The sequence below is a fragment of the Thioalkalivibrio thiocyanodenitrificans ARhD 1 genome, from assembly GCF_000378965.1.
Classification (GTDB): Bacteria; Pseudomonadota; Gammaproteobacteria; order Ectothiorhodospirales; family Ectothiorhodospiraceae; genus Thioalkalivibrio_A; species Thioalkalivibrio_A thiocyanodenitrificans.
Map to the genome: position 1 here is coordinate 2,520,376 of NZ_KB900536.1, position 19,644 is coordinate 2,540,019.

The 19,644-nt window shown below is 66.2% G+C and carries 19 protein-coding genes; 6 read left to right on the forward strand and 13 right to left on the reverse strand.

From position 1 onward, the window contains the following. Positions 1–31: 31 nt before the first annotated feature. A complete protein-coding gene (locus THITHI_RS0111990) occupies positions 32–448 on the forward strand; it encodes a YybH family protein (protein ID WP_018233342.1) in 417 nt (138 codons plus the stop codon). A gap of 144 nt (positions 449–592) precedes the next feature. Here the strand turns inward: THITHI_RS0111990 and THITHI_RS0111995 are convergent, their stop codons facing one another. Both THITHI_RS0111995 and THITHI_RS0112000 read right to left on the reverse strand, forming a co-directional pair. Continuing rightward, positions 593–1,948, reverse strand: coding sequence for an AmpG family muropeptide MFS transporter (locus THITHI_RS0111995; protein ID WP_018233343.1), 1,356 nt, complete (start codon positions 1,946–1,948; stop codon positions 593–595). Between the two features lie 57 nt (positions 1,949–2,005). Further along, complete coding sequence (locus THITHI_RS0112000; protein ID WP_026186304.1) at positions 2,006–2,791, reverse strand: exodeoxyribonuclease III; 786 nt, start codon at positions 2,789–2,791, stop codon at positions 2,006–2,008. A gap of 231 nt (positions 2,792–3,022) precedes the next feature. On the opposite strand from THITHI_RS0112000, the gene pyrE reads away from it, so the two are divergent. Next, positions 3,023–3,664 (forward strand): orotate phosphoribosyltransferase, encoded by a 642-nt coding sequence (pyrE, locus tag THITHI_RS0112005; RefSeq protein WP_018233345.1) that lies wholly within the window; start codon positions 3,023–3,025, stop codon positions 3,662–3,664. A 28-nt stretch (positions 3,665–3,692) separates the two neighbouring features. Here the strand turns inward: pyrE and THITHI_RS0112010 are convergent, their stop codons facing one another. After that, the gene (locus THITHI_RS0112010) at positions 3,693–4,058 is read right to left on the reverse strand and encodes a VanZ family protein (RefSeq protein ID WP_018233346.1); all 366 of its coding nucleotides are present in this window, start codon (positions 4,056–4,058) and stop codon (positions 3,693–3,695) included. Between the two features lie 28 nt (positions 4,059–4,086). Next, a complete protein-coding gene (locus THITHI_RS0112015) occupies positions 4,087–4,842 on the reverse strand; it encodes a sulfite exporter TauE/SafE family protein (RefSeq protein ID WP_018233347.1) in 756 nt (251 codons plus the stop codon). Positions 4,843–4,948: 106 nt separating this feature from the next. Here THITHI_RS0112015 and THITHI_RS0112020 point away from each other — a divergent pair, with 106 nt between their 5' ends. Then, complete coding sequence (locus tag THITHI_RS0112020) at positions 4,949–5,557, forward strand: DUF4124 domain-containing protein (protein ID WP_018233348.1); 609 nt, start codon at positions 4,949–4,951, stop codon at positions 5,555–5,557. A gap of 103 nt (positions 5,558–5,660) precedes the next feature. Here THITHI_RS0112020 and argB read toward each other — a convergent pair whose 3' ends face one another. From argB to coaBC, 3 genes are all read right to left on the reverse strand, one after another. Beyond that, a complete protein-coding gene (argB, locus tag THITHI_RS0112025) occupies positions 5,661–6,548 on the reverse strand; it encodes an acetylglutamate kinase (RefSeq protein WP_018233349.1) in 888 nt (295 codons plus the stop codon). Positions 6,549–6,667: 119 nt separating this feature from the next. After that, positions 6,668–7,120, reverse strand: a complete 453-nt coding sequence (dut, locus tag THITHI_RS0112030) for a dUTP diphosphatase (protein WP_018233350.1) — start codon at positions 7,118–7,120, stop codon at positions 6,668–6,670. A gap of 116 nt (positions 7,121–7,236) precedes the next feature. Then, positions 7,237–8,472: a bifunctional phosphopantothenoylcysteine decarboxylase/phosphopantothenate--cysteine ligase CoaBC gene (coaBC, locus tag THITHI_RS0112035; RefSeq protein WP_018233351.1), complete on the reverse strand. Its 1,236-nt coding sequence runs from the start codon at positions 8,470–8,472 to the stop codon at positions 7,237–7,239. A gap of 259 nt (positions 8,473–8,731) precedes the next feature. Here coaBC and THITHI_RS0112040 point away from each other — a divergent pair, with 259 nt between their 5' ends. Continuing rightward, positions 8,732–10,027, forward strand: a complete 1,296-nt coding sequence (locus tag THITHI_RS0112040; protein ID WP_018233352.1) for an MFS transporter — start codon at positions 8,732–8,734, stop codon at positions 10,025–10,027. A 131-nt stretch (positions 10,028–10,158) separates the two neighbouring features. Next, on the forward strand, positions 10,159–10,830 hold the full coding sequence (gene radC, locus THITHI_RS0112045) for a RadC family protein (RefSeq protein ID WP_018233353.1): 672 nt from the start codon (positions 10,159–10,161) through the stop codon (positions 10,828–10,830). Positions 10,831–10,835: 5 nt separating this feature from the next. Here the strand turns inward: radC and THITHI_RS0112050 are convergent, their stop codons facing one another. After that, entirely contained in the window at positions 10,836–12,647 is a 1,812-nt protein-coding gene (locus THITHI_RS0112050) for a DEAD/DEAH box helicase (RefSeq protein WP_018233354.1), read from the reverse strand. Between the two features lie 172 nt (positions 12,648–12,819). On the opposite strand from THITHI_RS0112050, the gene THITHI_RS0112055 reads away from it, so the two are divergent. After that, the gene (locus THITHI_RS0112055; RefSeq protein ID WP_026186305.1) at positions 12,820–13,215 is read left to right on the forward strand and encodes a DoxX family protein; all 396 of its coding nucleotides are present in this window, start codon (positions 12,820–12,822) and stop codon (positions 13,213–13,215) included. 64 nt (positions 13,216–13,279) lie between these two features. On the opposite strand, the gene THITHI_RS0112060 is transcribed toward THITHI_RS0112055, so the two are convergent. The 5 genes from THITHI_RS0112060 to THITHI_RS0112080 all read right to left on the reverse strand — a co-directional run bounded on the left by THITHI_RS0112060 (position 13,280) and on the right by THITHI_RS0112080 (position 19,469). After that, the gene (locus THITHI_RS0112060) at positions 13,280–14,137 is read right to left on the reverse strand and encodes a carbohydrate kinase family protein (RefSeq protein WP_018233356.1); all 858 of its coding nucleotides are present in this window, start codon (positions 14,135–14,137) and stop codon (positions 13,280–13,282) included. 214 nt (positions 14,138–14,351) lie between these two features. Next, positions 14,352–15,242 (reverse strand): endonuclease/exonuclease/phosphatase family protein, encoded by an 891-nt coding sequence (locus THITHI_RS0112065; RefSeq protein WP_026186306.1) that lies wholly within the window; start codon positions 15,240–15,242, stop codon positions 14,352–14,354. Positions 15,243–15,363: 121 nt separating this feature from the next. Next, a complete protein-coding gene (locus tag THITHI_RS0112070; protein WP_018233358.1) occupies positions 15,364–16,017 on the reverse strand; it encodes a thiol:disulfide interchange protein DsbA/DsbL in 654 nt (217 codons plus the stop codon). Positions 16,018–16,025: 8 nt separating this feature from the next. Continuing rightward, positions 16,026–17,387, reverse strand: coding sequence for a c-type cytochrome biogenesis protein CcsB (gene ccsB / locus THITHI_RS0112075; RefSeq protein ID WP_018233359.1), 1,362 nt, complete (start codon positions 17,385–17,387; stop codon positions 16,026–16,028). A gap of 48 nt (positions 17,388–17,435) precedes the next feature. Beyond that, positions 17,436–19,469, reverse strand: coding sequence for a cytochrome c biogenesis protein ResB (locus tag THITHI_RS0112080; RefSeq protein WP_018233360.1), 2,034 nt, complete (start codon positions 19,467–19,469; stop codon positions 17,436–17,438). Between the last annotated feature and the right edge of the window lie 175 nt (positions 19,470–19,644).

Here is a 19,644-nt window from a genome sequence, read left to right on the forward strand (position 1 = left end):
CACGATCCACTGGATACTTCAGGTCCCGGGCATGCGACTTTTCGAATCCTCCGAGCAGGCGGAAGCCGCCTTCTACGATGCCTTCGAGCGGGCGGACATGGACGCCATGCGCGAAGTGTGGGCCGATGAACGGGGCGTGTGCTGCGTCCATCCGGGCGGTGAGCGCCTGGATGGCGTGGCCGCCGTGATGGACAGCTGGGCGTCCATCCTCGCCGACGGGCCCATGCTGCGTTTTCGCATCACCCACCGGCAGGTGCGGGTCAGCGGCGATCTGGCCGTGCATGTGCTGCGGGAGAACCTCTACGTGGACGGCGCCCTGCGCGGCGTCGCGCTGGCCACCAACGCCTATCGCCGTGGCGAGTCCGGCTGGCGCATGATCCTGCATCACGCCGCGCCGGATCCCAACCCGCCCGGCATCGAACCGCCCGCACCGGGGGGCGTTCACTGAAGGCGCGTTAGGTGGCAAGGGGTGAGGCGTAAGGCGTGAGGCGTGAGGGGCGTATCGCTCAGGCGCCGAAGCGCACGTCTGCGAAGAAAGTCTGCGCGCCGCCGGCCTCGACGATCGAGGTTCCGCGCCCTTGTCGCCCACGGGTCAATCGGGCGGTTCCACCCGTTTGGGCGCGGGCGTCGGGAAACGCCACATGAGAATCAGCAGCAGCGGCAGGCCCGCCAGGGCGAGACCGGCGGTCATGGCGAAGAAGATCGCCCAGTCCCCGTCCAGCTGGTCCACCATCCAGCCGCTGGAGGCGGAAAGCCAGATGCGCGCCAGGTTGCCGAGCGAGGCGAGCAGGGCGTACTGCGTGGCGGTGTAGGCCACGTTGGTGAGGCTCGAGAGATAGGCCACGAAGGCGACGGTGGCGAGCCCGCCGGTGAAGTTGTCGCTCATCACGGCGATCTTGAACACGGTCATGTCGTGGCCGGACATGGCGAGCCAGGAGTAGGTGAGATTCGTGCTGGCGGCGGCGAAGCCGGCGAAGAACAGGGATTTCATCACGCCCAGGCGGAACACCAGGTATCCGCCCACCACGATACCGACCCCGTTTGCGGCGAGCCCGTATACCTTGGAGACGTTGGCGATGTCGACCAGGGCAAATCCCATCTCGCGGTAGAACACGCCCGACATGCGCCCCAGCAGCGCGTCGCCGAACTTGAACACGAAGATGAATACCAGGATCAGCACCCAGCCGTCGCGGCGCATGAAATCGGCGAAGGGGGCCACCACGGCGCCGTAGAACCAGGCGGTCAGGTCGGCCATGCGACCGCGCAGCCAGCTCATGTGGTGCAGGCGGTCGGCGACGCGCCGCTCGCGCGCCACGGTCTCGGCCGTGGGTCTGGCCGTGGGTTCGGGAGACAGCAGGATGGCCAGCACGCCGATGCCGATGGCGAATGCCAGTACGCCGTAGGCCACGTTCCAGCCGAAGGCGGACGCCAGGTAGAGCCCCCCGGCGCCGCCCACGAGGGTGCCGCCCAGATGCCAGCCCCAGATGGCGGCCGCCGAGCCGGCGCCGTATTGGTGGGGTTCGAGCACGTCGATGCGGTAGGCGTCGATGACGATGTCCTGGGTGGCGGAGACGAAGGCCACGAACAGGGCGGCCACGGCCACGGCCATCAGGTTGCCGGAGGGATCGGTCAGGGCCATGAACCCGATGGCGAGGATCAGCCATCCCTGGGCGAACAGCGTCCAGCCCCGCCGCCGTCCGAAGCGGGCCGTGAGCCACGGCAGCGGCATGCGGTCCACCAGCGGCGCCCACAGGAAGTTGATGGCATAGGGGGTGGTGGCCAGCGCGAACAGACCTATGTCGGTGCGGCTCACCCCCTCGTCGCGCAGCCAGATGGAGAGATTGCTGAACACCAGCGGCGCCGGCAGCCCGGAGGAGAACCCCAGAGCCAGCAGCGTCAGCATGCGCCGGTCGTAGTAGACCTTCAGGCTCTCGATCCAGGCGTTCATGGATGGGTGTCGTGATCCTTGAAAGGATTTGCATCCGTGTCGCGGCGGCGAATCCGTTCAGAGCTCCGGCGGGAAGGGCACATCGTAGTCCATGATCAGGGGTGCGTGATCGGAGAATCGCTCCCCGGTATAGATACTCGCCGAGCGGATCCTGTCGCGCAGGCCCGGCGAGACGATCTGGTAATCCAGACGCCATCCCACGTTCTTCGCCCGGGCCTGTCCCCGGTTGGACCACCAGGTGTACTGTTCCGGCCGGGTATCGACCACGCGAAACGCGTCCACCCAGCCCACCTGATCGAACAGCGCGTCCAGCCAGGCCCGTTCCTCGGGCAGGAATCCGGAGTTCTTCTGGTTGCTTTTCCAGTTCTTCAGGTCGATGGGCTTGTGGGCGATGTTCCAGTCTCCGCAGATGACGAACTGGCGGCGCTTGCGCCGCAGCGCCCTGAGGTGATTCATGAACAGGTCCATGAAGCGGTACTTGGCGGCCTGGCGTTCCTCGCCGGAGGAACCGGAGGGCAGGTACAGGGAGATCACCGAAAGTTTCCCGAACTGTGCCTCGATGTAACGCGCCTCCTGGTCGAACTCCTCGGAGCCGAGTCCGGTGATGATCCGGTCGGGTTCCACGCGGCTGAACAGGGCCACCCCGCTGTAACCCTTTTTTGCGGCATCGTAGTAGTAGGTGAAATGGCCTTGGGGCCAGAAGGTCTCGTCGCCGAGCTGGTGCTCCTGGGCCTTGGTCTCCTGGAGGCAGACCACGTCGGCCTGCTGTTGCTTGAGCCAGTCGAAGAAGCCCTTGCGGGCGGCGGAACGGATGCCGTTGGCGTTGAGGGTGATGATGCGCATGGGTGCGAAGGTTACCGGCATGGCCCGGAAGTGGAAAGGGCGGCATATGGATGCGGGCAGGGAAGGCCGGGACGGATCCGGCATCCCGGCGTCCGGGCGGAAAGGCGAACCGCGAAGGGTGCCCGGGTGTGTATCTCAACAGACTTCGTGGTTCGCCGTTGAGATCACCCGGGACGATGGCCGCTGTCGTCCCGTTCCCCTGACATCAAGGATCTTGTATCTTTGCCCCCCATGAAAACCTACCGGTCCGAGTTTCTTGCCTTCTGCCTGGAGCGCGGCGTGCTGCGCTTCGGGGAATTCACCCTGAAGTCCGGCCGTGTCAGTCCGTACTTCTTCAATGCGGGCCTGTTCAGCACGGGCTCCGACCTGGCCCGCCTGGGCAGCTTCTACGCCCGGGCCATCAGCGACTCGGGGCTGGCATTCGACATGCTCTTCGGCCCGGCCTACAAGGGGATCCCGCTGGCGGCGGCCACCGCCATCGCCCTGGCCAGGCATCATGACCGGGATCTGCCCTGGTGCTTCAACCGCAAGGAAGCCAAGGATCACGGCGAAGGCGGCAACCTGGTGGGCGCGCCGCTGGCGGGTCGTGTGCTCATCGTGGACGACGTGATCACTGCCGGGACCGCCATCCGCGAGTCGGTGGACATCATCCGTGCCGCCGGCGCGCAGCCCGTGGGCGTGGCCATTGCGCTCAATCGCCAGGAGCGTGGCCGGGGCGAACGCTCGGCCATTCAGGAAGTGGAGGCCGAGTTCGGCCTGAGCGTGGTCAGTATCGCCACCCTCGATGACCTCATCGCGTTCATGCGCGAACGCGGCGGCCTCGATGCGCATCTCAAGGCGGTGGAGGCCTACCGGGCGCAGTACGGGATATAGGGGGCCGTGTCCCCGGGGATCGGGCCGGCTACGAGCCGACGACCTTTCTGTTCACCACAGTCACCACCAGGAAGCCCAGCAGTACCCCTGCGCCATTGGCCGCGATGTCCAGCCATTCGAAGGTGCGCGTGGGAATGAAATGCTGCACCACCTCCAGGGCCGCGCCCAGGCCGAATGCGCCCGCCAGCACGAGCGGTGCGTGCCGCGGGTATGCATACAGGCCGAGCAGCGCGAGAATGCCGTAGGCCGCCACGTGGCTCAGCTTGTCCGGGAGTCCGGTCTCCGGGACCTGGGCGGCAGGCATCACACTGCCGGCAATGATCAGTGCCGCGAACCACCAGAAGGCGATGATCCGTATCCGGGCCCAGCGCTTGCGGGTGACGGGGTCGTTCATGCGGGTATCTCGATGTGGCCGGGCACCGTCATCTCAGGATCAGGCTCAGCCCGACCAGCAGCGTGACCGCCTCGTAGATGCGTTTGATCCACCGGTTGCCGTGGCGGATGGCCAGACCGGCGCCCAGATACCCGCCGATCAGCGAGCCCGCCAGCAGGGCGGGCAGCCAGCTCCAGCGGATCTCGCCCAGCACGCCCAGCACCAGGGCGCCCGTGCCGTTCCAGAAGACCCCCACCAGCACGAGCGTATAGGCCACCGCCCGCTTGTAATCCAGGCCGAACCAGCGTACCAGCCAGAACGTGGCGAACAAACCCGTGCCGGAAGTGAGCGAACCGTTCAGGATCCCGATAAGGAACAGGCCCGCGCCGCCCACCAGGTAGCCGTGGCGGGTACGGTGGCTGGGTGCGTAGGTCTGCCCCAGACCGGGACGGAGCACGGAATACAGTCCGAGGCCCATGGTGAGCAGACCCAGGGCGACTTCGGCGCCGCGTTCGGGCACCTGAAGGATGAAACTGGCACCGATCGTTACGCCTGGCAGGCCGGTGATCAGGATAAAGCCTGTGAACCGGCGTTCCAGTGTGTTCTCCTTGAGGTGTCTCAGCGTGGCGCCGAGACCGAGGGCCACGCTGGCCACCTTGTGGGTGGCCAGCGCCACGCCGAAGGGCAGGCCCAGGAAGATGAGCGCGGGCAGCTGCACCAGACCCGCGCCGCCTCCGGACACGGCCGAAAGCAGGTTCGCGCCCAGGGCGATGAAGAACAGCAGGATCTGGTCCAGGATGTACAAGGCGGGTGGATAACGGCCCGATTGGATTTATCATGAGTGATCGGCGGGACTGGCCATCGGAGGGGCCGCGGTCCGGGCCGGACGATCGTAACACAGGGTCCGCGAGATGCGCGTAGCAGGCAAACTGGTGTTTTTTGCGGGCCTTGGGGTGCTGCTTGTTTCCGTGACGCTGCAGGCCCAGATGTACCGCTGGACCGACCCGGACGGCCGTGTGCATTACAGTGATTCGCCGCCGCCGGAGGCCGAGCGCAGGGAGCTCCGCGTTCTGGATGAACGCGGTCTGACGGTGCGTGAACTGGATCGGCCGAGGACCCGCGAGGAGATCCAGGAGGCCCGCCGCGAGGAGGCGCTGGAGGCACAGCGCCGGGAGGAACAGGAGGCCCGGGAACGCCGGGATCGCATCCTGCTCCAGAGTTTCGGATCGGAGCGCGAGCTGATCGCTGCCCGGGATGACCGGGTCACCATCGTGGATGGCAGTCTCGACATCACCGAAGAGAAGATTCGCAGACTGGAGGAACAGATCACGCGCCTGCAACAGCGAAGGGAGCGAAGCGGATCACCGGCCGGTCTGGACGAGGACATCGCCGGACTGGAACGCCAGCTGCGGCTGCAGCTCCGCTATCGCGACGAACGCCTGGAGGAACGCCAGCGCATCATCGATCAGTTCGATGCCGACCTGGAACGCCTGCGTGAACTGAAGGCGGCGGCGAGGTGACGTTCAACGTTCAATAGTTCAATGTTCAACGACCCACCCAACCTCGGCCACGTTCGACCCTTTGAACATTGAACATTGAACATTGAATTTTGAATTGCCGTTCTTAGCTCCGGATCAGCGTCCCCACGCCTTCGTCCGTAAAGAGTTCCAGCAGCACCGCATGCTCCACCCGGCCGTCGATGATGTGGGCGGACTTCACGCCGGATTTCACTGCGTCCAGGGCGCAGCCGATCTTCGGGATCATGCCGCCGTGGATGGTGCCGTCGGCAATGAGTTCATCCACCTGCCGCGCGGTGAGTCCGGTGAGCAGCCTGCCCTGGGGGTCCATGACGCCGGTGGTATTGGTGAGCAGGATGAGCTTTTCCGCGCGCAGCACCGACGCCATCTTGCCGGCCACTAGGTCGGCGTTGATGTTGTATGCGGTGCCGTCGTCGCCCACGCCGATGGGGGCGATCACCGGGATGAAGTCCCCGGAATCCAGCATGTGCACCACCGCCGGGTCGATGCCATCCACCTCGCCCACGTGACCCAGATCGATGATTTCAGGCGCATCGGCAGTCTCGCCGGGCCGCGTGTGCGCCAGGCGCCGCGCATGGATCAGGCCGCCGTCCTTGCCCGTGAGCCCCACGGCGCGCCCGCCGAAACTGTTGATCAGGCTGACGATGTCCTTGTTGACCAGCCCGCCCAGCACCATCTGCACCACGTCCATGGTCTCGCTGTCGGTGACCCGCAGGCCGTCCACGAAGCGTGACTCCTTGCCGATCTGCGCCAGCACCTTGCCGATCTGCGGTCCGCCGCCATGCACGACCACGGGGTTGAGGCCCACCTGCTTGAGCAGCACGATGTCCCGGGCAAAGCCCTTCTTGAGGGCGTCGTCCACCATGGCATTGCCGCCGTACTTGATCACCACCGTCTTGCCCGAGAAGCGTTGGATGTACGGCAGCGCCTCGGTGAGGACGCGTGCGACCTGGGATGCGGATTCCTTGTTCATCGGGTTTTCTGGGCTCGGCTCGATTGGTCTACACATTCTACAGAAGTGAGAAGTGTGAATTGGGAAGTGCGAAACAGGGGTTCCGTCCGACTTCCCAATTCGCACTTCCTACTTGGTCCTCACTTGATCCCGGACGACCCGAATCCCCCTTCCCCCCGGTGGCTTTCCTCGAAGGATTCCACCACCTGGAACTCGGCCTGCACCACGGGCACGATCACCAGTTGCGCGATCCGTTCCCCGGGCTGCACGACGAAGGGTTCACGCCCCCGGTTCCAGCAGGAAACGAACAGTTGGCCCTGGTAATCGGAGTCGATCAGCCCGACCAGGTTGCCCAGCACGATGCCGTGCTTGTGGCCCAGGCCCGAGCGGGGCAGGATCATGGCGGCCAGGCCCGGATCGTCGATGTGGATGGCGATGCCCGTGGGGATGAGTTGCGTGTCGCCGGGCGCCAGGGTGAGCGGGTCGTCCAGACAGGCACGCAGGTCCATGCCCGCCGAGCCGGAGGTGGCGTGGGTGGGCAGGGGAATGTCCCGGCCGACGCGCGGGTCGAGAATCTTCAGTTCGATCTTCATAGAGGCGATTCAAAGTTCAAGGTTCAAAGTTCAAAGTTCAAAGTTCAAAGTTCAAAGTTCAAGGTTCAAGGTTCAAAGGGATGGGTATCTCCTCCCCCTGGAATTACCTGCCGGAATCATGGATTACACCCCCTTTGAACTTTGAACTTTGAACCTTGATCTGCCCTCAAGCGTTCCGAAATCACCCGCACCAGTTGCCGGGCCAGCTGTTCCTTGGGCTGGCGGGGGAGTTTGGTGCCGCCCCCGGGCCAGAGGAGCGCCAGGGCGTTGTCGTCCGCGTCAAAGCCTCTGCCACCGGACACGTCGTTGGCCGCGATCAGGTCCAGGCCCTTTTTCATCAGCTTGGTCCGGGCGTTGCGCTCGAGGTCCCGGGTCTCGGCGGCGAAGCCCACCGTGAACGGGCGATCCGCGAGCGCCGCCACGGCGGCCAGGATGTCGGGGTTGCGTTCGAGCCCCAGTTGCAGGTGCCCGGCGCTCTTCTTGATCTTGTGGGTGGATACGGCGGCGGCCCGGTAGTCCGCCACGGCGGCGGCGGCGATGAAGACCTGGACTTGGGCCGACCGGGACAAGACGACCTCGTGCATCTCTGCAGCCGTTTCCACGGGTATGCACTCGATGCCCTCGGGCGGGGCCAGTGCCGTGGGCCCGGTGACGAGCGTGACCCGCGCCCCCGCCTCCCGGGCGGCCCGGGCCACGGCGTAGCCCATCTTTCCCGAGCTCCGGTTGCTGAGGTAACGCACCGGGTCCAGGGGTTCCCGGGTGGGACCGGCGGTCACGAGCACGTGCAGGCCCGCCAGCGAACCGCCGGCGAACAGCGCTTCGAGACCAGCCAACAATTCGGGTGTTTCGAGCATGCGGCCCTCGCCGGTCTCGCCGCAGGCCTGACTGCCTTCACCCGGCCCCAGCAGGTGCACGCCGCGTGCGCACAGGGTGTCGGCATTGGCACGGGTGGCGGGGTGCGCCCACATGGCGCGGTTCATGGCCGGCGCCACGCACAGGGGCGCCTCGCTGGCCAGGCAAAGGGTGGTGAGCAGGTCGTCGGCCCGGCCGTGGGCCAGGCGCGCCAGAAAATCCGCGGTGGCGGGCGCCACCAGGATCGCGTCGGCCCAGCGCGCCAGGGCGATGTGGTCCATGCCCGCTTCGGCCTCCGGGTCGAACAGTGTGCCGCGCACCGGCTGGCCGGACAGGGCCTGGAAGGTGAGCGGGGTGACGAACTCGGTGGCGGCCCGGGTCATCACCACGCGCACCTCGGCCCCCGCATCGCGCAGGCGGCGCGTCAGCTCGCAGGCCTTGTAGGCCGCGATGCCGCCGGTGACTCCCAGCAGGATGCGTTTTTGGGCGAGACTGGACATCCGTTCAGTGTATGGCCCCGGCGCGGCATTTGGAACCATCGTCCCTGGCGCGCATATCTCGCCACCGTTCGTGGCGAGGGCGTCAAGATGCCGCAGTGGCGGGGCGAACGCACCGGACGCGAACCGCCAGGGTGCCGGGGTTGTGTCGGGAAGGAATTCTCCGGGCGTCCCTGGCAATTCCCGCCGGCGACTCCGGGTTTGCGTTCATTTGCTGCCGCCCAACGGGTATCCTGCCCGGACACCCGGGCTGCCCATGCCAATGACCAACACCTACCCGCCCCGTTTCCAGCAGGTGCGCTGGACCATCTTCACCCTGCTCATCCTGGCCTACATGCTGGTGTTCTTTCACCGCATGGCCCCGGGGGTGGTGGCCAGTGATCTGTCCGCCGCCTTCGGCATCAGTGCGGCCGCGCTGGGGTCGCTGGCGGCCATGTACTACTACATCTACACGGCCATGCAGATCCCCGCCGGTGTGCTGGCAGACACGCTGGGCGCCCGGTACGCGGTGTTCCTGGGGAACCTGGTGGCGGGTGTCGGCTCCATCATGTTCGGGCTCGCGGACACGTTTGCCGTGGCCAGCACGGGCCGGTTCCTGGTGGGGCTGGGCGTCTCGGTGGTGTTCGTGGGGCTGATGAAGAGCAACACCGTGTGGTTCAGCGAACGCCACTACGGCACCATCAGCGGCGCCACCATACTGCTGGGCAACGTGGGGGCCATTGCCGCCACGGGACCGCTGGCCCTGTTGCTGGTGTACACCGACTGGCGCAACGTGTTCGTGGCGCTGGGGTTGCTGGCACTCGCCCTGGCGTTCGCATCCTGGTGGAAGGTGCGTGACCGCCCCGAGGACATGGGCTTCCCGTCCGTGCGTGAGATGGAGGGATTGCCCGCCCACCCGCTTCGCCATCAGCACTGGATCTCGGACCTGCGCCATGTACTCACCCACAGGCGCCTGTGGCCGGGTTTTGTCTACGATTTCGGCGTCACCGGTTCCCTGTTCGGGTTCGTGGGCCTGTGGGCCATTCCGCTGCTCCGTGACGTGCACGGGCTGGACCGCGGGGACGCCTCCGGCTACACCACGGTCGCGCTGGTGGCCTTCGCCCTGGGGTGCCTCATCTCCGGGAGTTTCTCCGACCGCCTGAGACGGCGCCGGCCGGTGCTGACCGGCGGGGCCGTCGCCTATGCCGGCGCGTGCGGCGCGTTTCTGATCCTGCCTTGGGGCCCGGGCCCCGTGGCTTACCTGCTGTTCACGGTGCTCGGGTTGTCGGCAGGCTGCTTCGTGGTGGCCTATGCGCAGGCCAAGGAGGTCACCGCCCCGGCGCTCTCGGGCATGGCCATTGCGCTGGTCAACACGGGACTGTTTCTCGGCGCGGCACTCTTTCAGCCCCTGTTCGGGTGGATGCTGGACCTGGGCTGGGACGGCACCATGGTGGCCGGCGTGCCGGTCTACGGCGCCGCCGATTATCGCAACGGATTGCTGCTCCTGTTCGGTTTCGCCCTGCTCGCGGTGTTTGCGAGCCTCGGTTTCACGGAGACCCGCTGCCGGAATATCGCGTGACAGGTACACTGGAGTTCAAAGTTCAAAGTTCAAAGTTCAAAGTTCAAAGTTCAAAGGGTGCATGGCATCATCTCCTTGAACTTTGAACTTTGAACTTTGAACTGTATTTACGCACACGGAGGTGCAACCCCATGCCCATCACCGACTGGCCCGCAGACGAACGTCCTCGGGAGAAACTCCTCAAGCGCGGCGCGGCCGCGCTTTCCGATGCCGAACTGCTGGCCATTTTCCTGCGCACCGGCGTGGCCGGCCGCACGGCCGTGGATCTCGCCCGGGATCTGCTCTCGCGATTCGGTGGCCTGCGCCCACTGCTGCAGGCGGATCTGGATTCGTTCTGCGCGGCGCGCGGGCTCGGGCAGGCCAAGTACACGCAGCTTCAGGCCGTGCTGGAGATGGGCCGGCGGCATCTGTCGGAGACACTGGCGCGCGGTGAAGCACTCGGCAACCCGGATGACACGCGCCGCTATCTGTCGGCGCGTTTGCGGGATTACCCCTTCGAGGTCTTCGCCTGCCTGTTCCTGGACAACCGGCACCGGGTGATCACCTTCGAGGAACTGTTCAGGGGCACCATCGACGGCGCCAGCGTGCATCCCCGCGAGGTGGTCCGCCGTGCGCTGGTCCACAATGCCGCCGCCGTGATCCTGGCGCACAATCATCCCTCGGGGGTGGCCGAGCCTTCGCGCTCCGATGAGGCCATCACCCGGCGCCTGCGCGAGGCGCTGGCGCTGGTGGACATCCGGGTGCTGGACCACGTGGTGGTGGGCGATGAACTGGTGTCCTTCGCGGAGCGGGGGCTCCTGTAGCCCGTTCAGCGTGACTTGCGCGGGGTCTTGCGGCGGGCGCCCGGCCCGGTCGGGGATTTGCCGGGCGGCCGGCGGGCGGGTTTACCCGTGTCGCGCCTGCCCCTGGGCGCCTTCGGTGCCGGCTCGCCCGCCGGCCGCAGACCCAACCGGCGGCCACACACCCACACCCCCTGCAAATGCCTGAGCAGCGGCCGCGGCATCTCCGAGGGCAGATCCACGGTGGACATCTCGTCGCCAATATCGATATGCCCGATGTACTGGCTGTCGAGGCCCGCCTCGTTGGCGATGGCGCCCACCAGGTTGCCGGGCTTGAGGCCGTGGGTATGGCCCACGTCCACCACGAAGCGTTCCATCACGACCTCCGGATGCCCCTTGAGCGGCAACGGCGCCTCCGACAGGCCGCCGGGTTCACTGCCCCTGCGCGTCCGTGGCCGTTCATCACGCCTGGCGCCCGCTGCCTCGCGCGGGGCGGGCGGCGGAGGGGCGGCCCGTTCATCCAGCAGCAGGGGTTCCTTGCCCTGCGCCAGCCTTGCCAGGGCGGCGGCGATCTCCAGCGCGTCCGCGCCGGTCTCCTGCTGGTAGTCGGTGACCAGTTCGAGGAACGGCTCCAGATCATCGGCTTCCAGGGCGTCGGCAATGCGCGCCTTGAAGCGTGCGACGCGCTGGGTATTCACGTCACCCGCGGTGGGCATGTGCATGGGTTCGATGGGCTGGCGCGTGGCCCGTTCGATGGCCTTGAGCATGCGCTGCTCGCGGGGCGCCACGAACAGGATCGCCTCGCCCATGCGCCCGGCACGGCCGGTGCGGCCGATGCGGTGCACGTAGGATTCGGTGTCATGGGGGATGTCGTAGTTGAGCACATGACTGATGCGCTCCACGTCCAACCCCCGGGCGGCCACATCGGTGGCCACCAGGATGTCCAGTTGCCCCTTTCTCAGCCGCTCCACGGTGCGTTCCCGCTGGTTCTGGGGGATGTCGCCGTTCAGCGCCTCGCAGGCATGGCCGCGCGCGGTGAGGCGTTCCGAAAGCTCGATGGTCTCCGTCCGGGTGCGCACGAAGATGAGCATGGCGTCGAAGGGCTCGGTCTCCAGCAGCCTGGTGAGCGCATCGAGCTTATGCAGCCCGCTCACGCGCCAGTAGCGCTGGCGGATGGTGGTGGCGGTGGTGGTGGCCGAGCGGATGCGCACCTCTTCGGGGTCCTTGAGGTGCTTGTGCGCCACCCGGCGGATCACCTCGGGCATGGTGGCCGAGAACAGCGCCACCTGCCGTGCAGGCGGAGTCTGTTCCAGGATCCACTCCACGTCGTCGATGAAGCCCATGCGCAGCATCTCGTCGGCCTCGTCCAGCACCAGCGTACGCAGCGCATCCAGTTTCAGCGTGCCGCGGCGCATGTGATCCATCACCCGCCCAGGCGTGCCGACGACCACCTGGGCGCCCCGGCCCAGCTGCTTGAGCTGCACGCCGTAAGGCTGGCCGCCGTAGACAGGCAGCACGTGGAATCCGGACAGGTGGCGGGCATAGACCTGGAAGGCCTCCGCCACCTGGATGGCCAACTCGCGGGTGGGCGTGAGCACCAGCACCTGGGTCCGGGTGTCGGACGGGTCCAGGCGCGAGAGTGCCGGCAGGGCGAAGGCCGCCGTCTTTCCGGTACCGGTCTGGGCCTGTCCCAGCAGGTCGCGGCCCGCCAGCAAGGGCGGGATACCCTGGGCCTGGATGGGGGTCGCCTGCTCGTAACCGGTGTCGGCAATGGCCTTGAGAACAGGCGCTGTCAGGCCGAGGGTGTCGAAGCCGGCCGGGGAGTCGATGTCGCTCTTCAATGTGAGGAATCCGTAAGCTGCGCGGTGGGCGCAAAGGGTGGGATCAGGCGGACATTATAGTGGGTCGGAGCACTCGGCCGCCCCCATTTTGACGCCGGACCCACCTTCGGCCACACTCTGCTGGATTGGTTCAATCAATCGATGGCAGTGCGCCGATACCGGCGCCACGGGGATGACTGACGTCATGGGTGAAGACCTGGGAAAACTGGTTCTGCGCGTCACGCTGGGGGTGCTGATCCTCATGCACGGGATCCACAAGCTGATCCATGGCGTGTCGGGGATCGAGGCGATGCTCGCGGGGGCGGGGCTCCCTGCGTTTCTCGCCTACGCGGTCTACGTGGGGGAGGTGGTCGCCCCGATCCTGCTGATCATGGGCTGGTACGCGCGTATCGGCGCGGTGCTGGTAGCCGTCAACATGGTGGTGGCCATCGCCCTGGTCCATCCCGCCGAACTCCTCGACCTGACCCGCCATGGGGGTTGGGCGCTGGAGCTTCAGGGCATGTTCCTGTTCAGCGCGGTGGCCCTGGCGTTCATGGGCCCCGGGCGAATCAGCATCAACAACCGGTGAGGGGTCAGGAGTCAGGAGTCAGGCGTAAACCCGGCTGCACGGGTTCCCGTCTGGCGCCTTACCCTTACCCTTCCAGCATATAAAACGCCCTGTCTTCCGTCGTCGCCCCGCGCAGCGTGCACACCCGTGCCGCGAAGCGGGCCGCGCGTTCCAGGATCGTCTCCCAATGCCAGCCGCGGATGAGGCCCATGAGGGTGACGGCGCTGAATGCGTCGCCGGCACCGACCGTGTCCACGAGCCCTTCCACCGGCGGGGCGGGCCGGGAGATCCAGGTGCCATCGGCACCCGCCACCAGTGCGCCCTCGGAGCCCCGGGTCAGGATCACGGCGTCGAGTCCGAAACGCGCCAGCAGCCCGCGAACCCGCGCTTCCTGACCGGCATCCGGGTCCGCGGACAATGCGGCCAGTTCATCGTCATTGAGCTTGACCCATGTTGCCCCGGCCATGAGCGCGTGCACGGTATCCGTGTCCCACCACGGGTCACGCAGATTCACGTCCATGAAAACCCCGCCGGTCATGCTCCCCTTGAGGGTGGACAAGGCATGCCGGGCACGGGCCTCGCGAACCGCCAGGCTTCCGTGATAGAGGATGGAGTTCTCGCGCCCGGCCACCGCCCGGAGCGCCTGGTCCGTGTTCACATGGTCATAGGCCTGATCCGCGACGATCTCGTAAGCGGGTTCGCCGCTGTCCAGACTGACCCGCACCGTTCCTGTGGGGTGATCGGGATCCGTTTGCAGACCGCCCGCATCCATGCCCCAGCGGGCCATGAGGCGCTGCACGTCCCCCCCCGGTTCATCCTCGCCCACCGCCCCGACGAACAGCGGCCCGGCTCCGAAGCCCGCCAGGTTCCAGGCCACGTTGAACGGCGCACCTCCCAGCACCCGGCGGTCCGGAAAACAGTCGAACAGCACTTCGCCGAACACGACGGGTCCGGGAGTGGCGGAAGGGTGTGATTTAGCGTCGGTCATGGTCGTTGTGGTCCCCGATTGTCAGTTGTCAGTCGCCAATTGTCCGTTGCAAGAACCCCTTGACATGCCTCGGGGGCCGATCACGCTCCTGACAACTGACAACTGACAACTGACAACTGACAACTGACAACTGACAACTGACAACTGACAACTGACAACTGACAACTGACTATTGACTACTCACCCACTGCGGCAGCTTGACGTCCTCCGGCACGACCACCTCGACGCCGACGGGCAGATGATCCGAATAGTTGACGTTGTACACGTCCACCTGGCTTACGCCCAGGCCGGGTGTCACCAGGATGTGGTCGAAGGCATGGATCGGACGCCAGCTGGGGTAGGTCTTCTGGGTCGCCAGGGGTTCCTGGAGGCGCGTCTTGCGGACCAGCCGGCGGACTTCATCGGTGTGACACGAGCAGTTCATGTCCCCCATCACCACCACGTGCTCGTGGTCGCGCAGCACCTCCGCGATGTACTCCATCTGCATCTGACGGGCGCGTTGTCCCAGCGACAGGTGCACCAGCATGATCACCAGAGAGCCGGTCCCGTGTTCCGCGCCGAAGTGCGCCTCCAGCGCACCGCGCCCGGGGATCACCCCGGGCAGCTTGTGCTCCACCACCGTGTGGGGGTGAAAGCGCGACAGCAGACCCAGGCTGTGCTGGGCGATCTTGCCCAGGTTGCGGTTGGTCTGGCTGTACCAGTAGGGGTGGTCGCTGCGTTCGGCCAGATACTGCGCCAGATTGATGAACTGGCTGCGCAGGCTTCCGGCGTCCAGTTCCTGGAGCCCGACCAGGTCAAAGCCGGAGATGAATCGCGCCACGCTGTCCAGGTTGCCCAGACGCCCCTGGTACGGGAGGAAGTGCTTCCAGCTGTTGGTGAAGTAATGGTGGAAGCGCTTGGAGCTGATGCCGACCTGGACGTTGTAGCTGAGAATGCGGATTCGCCGGCCGGATACCGGCGGCGTGCTGGGGCCTGTGTCAAGCGCCCCGGCCTCTGCATCGGTGATCAGGGGGCCGAGGGTCGGAGAAGGTTCAGGCTTCACGGGGGATGGGTTGCTCATTATTGTCCGGTTAACTGTAAGGGGCGGGCGATTCGGTCAGGGGTTCCGTGCCCCGCCGCTTCCCCGATGCACGGTGCGCGCGGCACGGGATCCATGCCGGGCGACACCGGGCGGTCCGGGGTCAGCGCGATGCGCCCGACTCGCCGGAGGCCTTTTCCACCAGGTGGTCCATCACGCGCATCATCCTGTCAAAGCTGCCGCTCATGCCGGGGCTCACCAGGTGACGGCCATCAACGGCCACCGCCGGCACACCTTCGATCCGGTAGTCGCGTGTGAGCTGGATCGCCTCACGCACCTTTTCCGTGACCTCGTCCGAGGCCAGTGCACGCCGGAATTCCCCGGGGTCGACGCCCTGCTGTTCCACGAAGCGCAGAACGGAGCGCTCGTCCGCCATGCGCCGGCCCTGGGCATGGATGGCGTGGAAGAACGGTGTATGCAGCTTGTCCAGGAGATCCAGTGATTCGGCGGCGTAGAACACACGGGCATGAAAGGCCCAGAGGTCATTGAACACGGCCGGCAGATAGCGGAAGGTCACGTTTTCCTGATTTCGGGCCTTCCATTCGTGGACATGCGGTTCGAAGTTGTAGCAATGGGGGCAGCCGTACCAGAACAGTTCGACCACCTCTACCCGGCCCTCGTCGGCCTGCGTGGACACGGGCGGGTCGATGACCTGGTAGTCGATGCCCGCGACCGGTTCGTCGGCAGACGCCACGGGCAGGGCCGCCAGCCCGGTCAGCAGCAGGAAGGTGATCAGCACGGTCAGTTTGTGAATCATGAAATACCTCATAGCTCACCATAGGAATGCAGGCCGGAAAGGAACATGTTCACCCCGAGAAAGGCAAAGGTGGTGATGAACAGTCCGCCGATGGACCACCAGGCCATGCCGACACCTCGCCAGCCCTTGGTGAATCGCATGTGCAGCCAGGCCGCATAGTTCAACCAGACGATCAGGGCCCAGGTCTCCTTCGGGTCCCATGACCAGTAGCCGCCCCAGGCCTCGGCGGCCCACATGGCGCCCAGGATGGTGGCGATGGTAAAGAAGGCGAAGCCCAGTGCGATGACCTTGTAGCTCACCTCGTCCAGCAGTTCCCGGGAGGGCAGGCGCGTGGCCAGCAGGCCCTGGGGGTTGACCCGCTCGCCGCGCACGCGCAGCAGGTAGGCGACCCCGAGCATGGCGGCGATGGCGAATCCGCCGTAGCCCACGAAGTTGGCCGGAACGTGGATCTTCATCCACCAGCTCTGCAGCGCGGGCACCAGGGGTTCCACCACGTGGGCCTGGCGGTCGAACACGTACCACAGCAGGAAGGCCACCGCGGCGCTGACCACCAGCATCACGAAGCCGCCCATGGCCCGGCTGCGGGTGCGCTGTTCGTAGTACAGGTACATCAGGGTGGTCATCACCGCGAAGATGATGAACACCTCGTAGAGGTTGCTCACCGGGATGTACCCCCAGGTGGGGTCGTGCAGGTAGGTCTCGCGCCAGCGCACGAACAGCCCTGCCAGGCCCATCACCGAGCCGGTCCAGGCCAGTGCCGAACCCACGCGGGCCGGGAAGTCGCTGCGGGCGAACAGGCCGATCAGGGCCGCCGCCGCCACGATCAGGAACATGGGTGCGATGAACTGCACGCCGGTGACGACATCTGCGGCACCGACATACCAGAACCCGGCGCCCGCGAGGCCCGTGATCGCCATCACCAGGGCGGCGGGGCGCAGGGCCGGGGTGCCGTCCCTGTAGCGGAACAGGCTGCCCAGGTAGGCGGTGGTGGCGGCGAAGTAGAGTACGCACATCCACATGGTCGCCGACTGCCCGGACAACAGGTACTTGAGGAGGAAACCGCTCTCGGCCCTTGCCAGATCGCCCCGCCCTCCCAGGACACCACCGTAGCTCAACACCCCGATCACGCCCAGCGCGGCGACTGCAATGGCGTAGGGCTGGAATGCCCGCCAGTACCATCCCATCCACAGGGTGCCTGCGGCGCTCAACACCAGAATGCTGATCTCGTAGCGGTCCATGCGGGCGCCGTAGACCGACAGGACGAACGCGGTGGCAGCCACCACCAGAATGCCCCATGCCCAGTCCCGGGCGCTCAGGCTGCGCAGAAAACCCGGCGGTTCGATCTCGATTGCGTCGTGGGGGACGGACATCTTGCTTACCTCAATGATTACGGCGGCTTCGGCGGTACGCGTGATTGCTCAGGTGTGTTGTTCGGCGGATCCGCCGGGCCCGGAATCGGGGCGCCGGCCCAGAACGGCCGCGGAAAGCCCCTGAAATTCCTTGTCGAATTCCACCATATTCCGGTTGCTGGTGCCAGCGAAGACCGCCCGCGTACCCTGTTCCTGCGGCTTGACCCACACCCAGACGCGGCGGTGCGCCACGTAGAAGAGCAGGAAGATGCCGAGGGTCAGCATCACGCTGCCGAAATAGACCACGTTCTGCCCCGGGGCCTTGGTGATCATCAGCCCGGAGGCCTCGATCGGGTTGAAACCGGTCATCTGGATGAACACCGGGGAGCCGTAGAACGTTGCGGCGTTGATCGCGGCGACGGCGTCCTCCAGGAATATCCGGTCGGCCTCGGTGATCTCGTCCACGCCCTCTTCGGCCAGCACCTCCAGGTACAGGGCCTGGAGACCGGCATGCAGCACGCGCACGAAGACGTCGGTGACCTGCTCCGCCTGATCCGGCGGAGTGCGGGTCTCGATCTCGTGGGCCAGGGCGTCATAGCCGCCCTGGGCGAAGACGTTCATCAGGCGCTCCATGGTCTGCACCAGCTGGGCCTGCATGGTTTCGTCGCCCACCGGCATGGCGCCGGAGGTGGCCGTCTGCCGCGCCACGTCCGCCACCACCCCCGGATTGCGCAGCATGGCCTGAAAGGTCATGAAGCGTTCGATGCCGCCGTCGGGGGCTGCGGGAATGTGCAGGAACCGGAACTCCCGGGTCGCGTCCTCGCGCATGCCACTCAGGTAGAACAGGCGGCCCTCTTCCTCCACGGGTGTCAGGTAGTTCTCGAACTCCCGGGATTCGCCGGTCTGGCTGCGCAGGCGCAGATGGACGCTGGGGCCGAACTGGCGCGTGACCACCTCGCCGTCATCTTCGATGAAGCGGCGCGTGTTGTGCATCTCCAGATTCATGATCTCCAGCCGCCACTGGCCGCTGTCCGCCACTTCCATGGGATAACTCTCGAACACCTTGCCCTCGAACGGCACCGGTTCGATCCCCCGGGGTCCGAAGGGCCAGATGTTGAAGCTCAGCTCGGAGCCTCCGTCGCCGAAGCTGGCCTGGTAGATGGCATGACCCTTGTAGATCAACGGGTGATTGACCCGGATGGTGTGTTCCAGCGGCTCGGGCAGGTCGTCGTCGTAGATGACCAGGTCGCTCTCGAAGGTGCGCGGTGTGCCGGTGGAGAAATGCTCCACGCGGAACTCCCTGACCTCGATGCGGAACGGCAGTTCCTGAACCACGTAGCCGTCGCGCACGGTGATGAAGATGATGCCCGCGCTCTGTCCTTCGGCCAGTTCCACGCCGCCCCGGAAGGAAGGGTTGTTCGGCCCGAGGCGGCTGATCGCCGGCACCCGGGAGGCCGGGAGGTCGCGGGTTTCCACCACCAGGCGGCCGGTGAGTTCGGCCAGTTTCAGGGGCATCCGTCCGTCGAGCACGGCGCCCACGCAGATCACCACGATGGCCACGTGGGTGAACAGATACCCCATGCGGTTGGCGGCCCCCTTCATGGCGGACAGGATCTGATGGTCGCCGTGATCCTTGACCCGGACCCGGTAACCCCGGCTGGTGAGCGCGCGCCGGGCCCGGTCCAGCACGGCATCGGGAGGCGTTTCCAGGTCGGCGCTGACGCTGTGGCGGATGCTGCGCAGCGACTTTTCCTTGACCGCCACCCGGAACTGCCGCATGTCGCGGATCATGGTCGGGGTATGCCGATACACGCACACGCTGGTGGAGACCACCAGGAAGGCCACGATGGCCAGAAACCAGCCGGCGGAGTACACGTCGTAAAGACCCATGCCGGCGAAGATCTCGTGCCAGAACGGCCCGAAATTGAGCAGGTACTCCTGGTAGGGGCGATGCTGCTCCAGCACCGTGCCGATGATCGAGGCAATGCCGACCGCCACCAGCAGCGTGATGGCCAGGTTCATGGAACCCAGAAACTCCAGCACGATGGCCGCGGTGGTCCGCCCCCTTCGCCGGGGTCGGGTGTCAACGGTGGTACTGCTCATTGTCTGTTTTCGCGTGTCTCTTCAACCGATAGGGGCGACCACCGTTGGCGGGCGGCCTGCGCCCGCGGGAACCCCGGCGCCAATGGATTGGACTGCATTCCGGTCACAAGTTCACCCCCATGGCCGGGGGCCGGATCCGCAGAGACAACAAAGGGTGGCCGCAAGGCCACCCTCG

Excerpts from the sequence above, each read along its gene's own strand:
- THITHI_RS0112040 (WP_018233352.1), top strand. The coding sequence starts at position 8,732 with ATGACCAACACCTACCCGCCCCGTTTCCAGCAGGTGCGCTGGACCATC.
- argB (WP_018233349.1), bottom strand. The coding sequence starts at position 6,548 with ATGAACAAGGAATCCGCATCCCAGGTCGCACGCGTCCTCACCGAGGCG.
- THITHI_RS0112055 (WP_026186305.1), top strand. The coding sequence starts at position 12,820 with ATGACTGACGTCATGGGTGAAGACCTGGGAAAACTGGTTCTGCGCGTC.
- THITHI_RS0112000 (WP_026186304.1), bottom strand. The coding sequence starts at position 2,791 with ATGCGCATCATCACCCTCAACGCCAACGGCATCCGTTCCGCCGCCCGC.
- coaBC (WP_018233351.1), bottom strand. The coding sequence starts at position 8,472 with ATGTCCAGTCTCGCCCAAAAACGCATCCTGCTGGGAGTCACCGGCGGC.
- pyrE (WP_018233345.1), top strand. The coding sequence starts at position 3,023 with ATGAAAACCTACCGGTCCGAGTTTCTTGCCTTCTGCCTGGAGCGCGGC.
- THITHI_RS0112070 (WP_018233358.1), bottom strand. The coding sequence starts at position 16,017 with ATGATTCACAAACTGACCGTGCTGATCACCTTCCTGCTGCTGACCGGG.
- THITHI_RS0112020 (WP_018233348.1), top strand. The coding sequence starts at position 4,949 with ATGCGCGTAGCAGGCAAACTGGTGTTTTTTGCGGGCCTTGGGGTGCTG.
- THITHI_RS0112065 (WP_026186306.1), bottom strand. The coding sequence starts at position 15,242 with ATGAGCAACCCATCCCCCGTGAAGCCTGAACCTTCTCCGACCCTCGGC.
- THITHI_RS0111990 (WP_018233342.1), top strand. The coding sequence starts at position 32 with ATGCGACTTTTCGAATCCTCCGAGCAGGCGGAAGCCGCCTTCTACGAT.
- dut (WP_018233350.1), bottom strand. The coding sequence starts at position 7,120 with ATGAAGATCGAACTGAAGATTCTCGACCCGCGCGTCGGCCGGGACATT.
- THITHI_RS0111995 (WP_018233343.1), bottom strand. The coding sequence starts at position 1,948 with ATGAACGCCTGGATCGAGAGCCTGAAGGTCTACTACGACCGGCGCATG.
- THITHI_RS0112010 (WP_018233346.1), bottom strand. The coding sequence starts at position 4,058 with ATGAACGACCCCGTCACCCGCAAGCGCTGGGCCCGGATACGGATCATC.
- radC (WP_018233353.1), top strand. The coding sequence starts at position 10,159 with ATGCCCATCACCGACTGGCCCGCAGACGAACGTCCTCGGGAGAAACTC.
- ccsB (WP_018233359.1), bottom strand. The coding sequence starts at position 17,387 with ATGTCCGTCCCCCACGACGCAATCGAGATCGAACCGCCGGGTTTTCTG.
- THITHI_RS0112080 (WP_018233360.1), bottom strand. The coding sequence starts at position 19,469 with ATGAGCAGTACCACCGTTGACACCCGACCCCGGCGAAGGGGGCGGACC.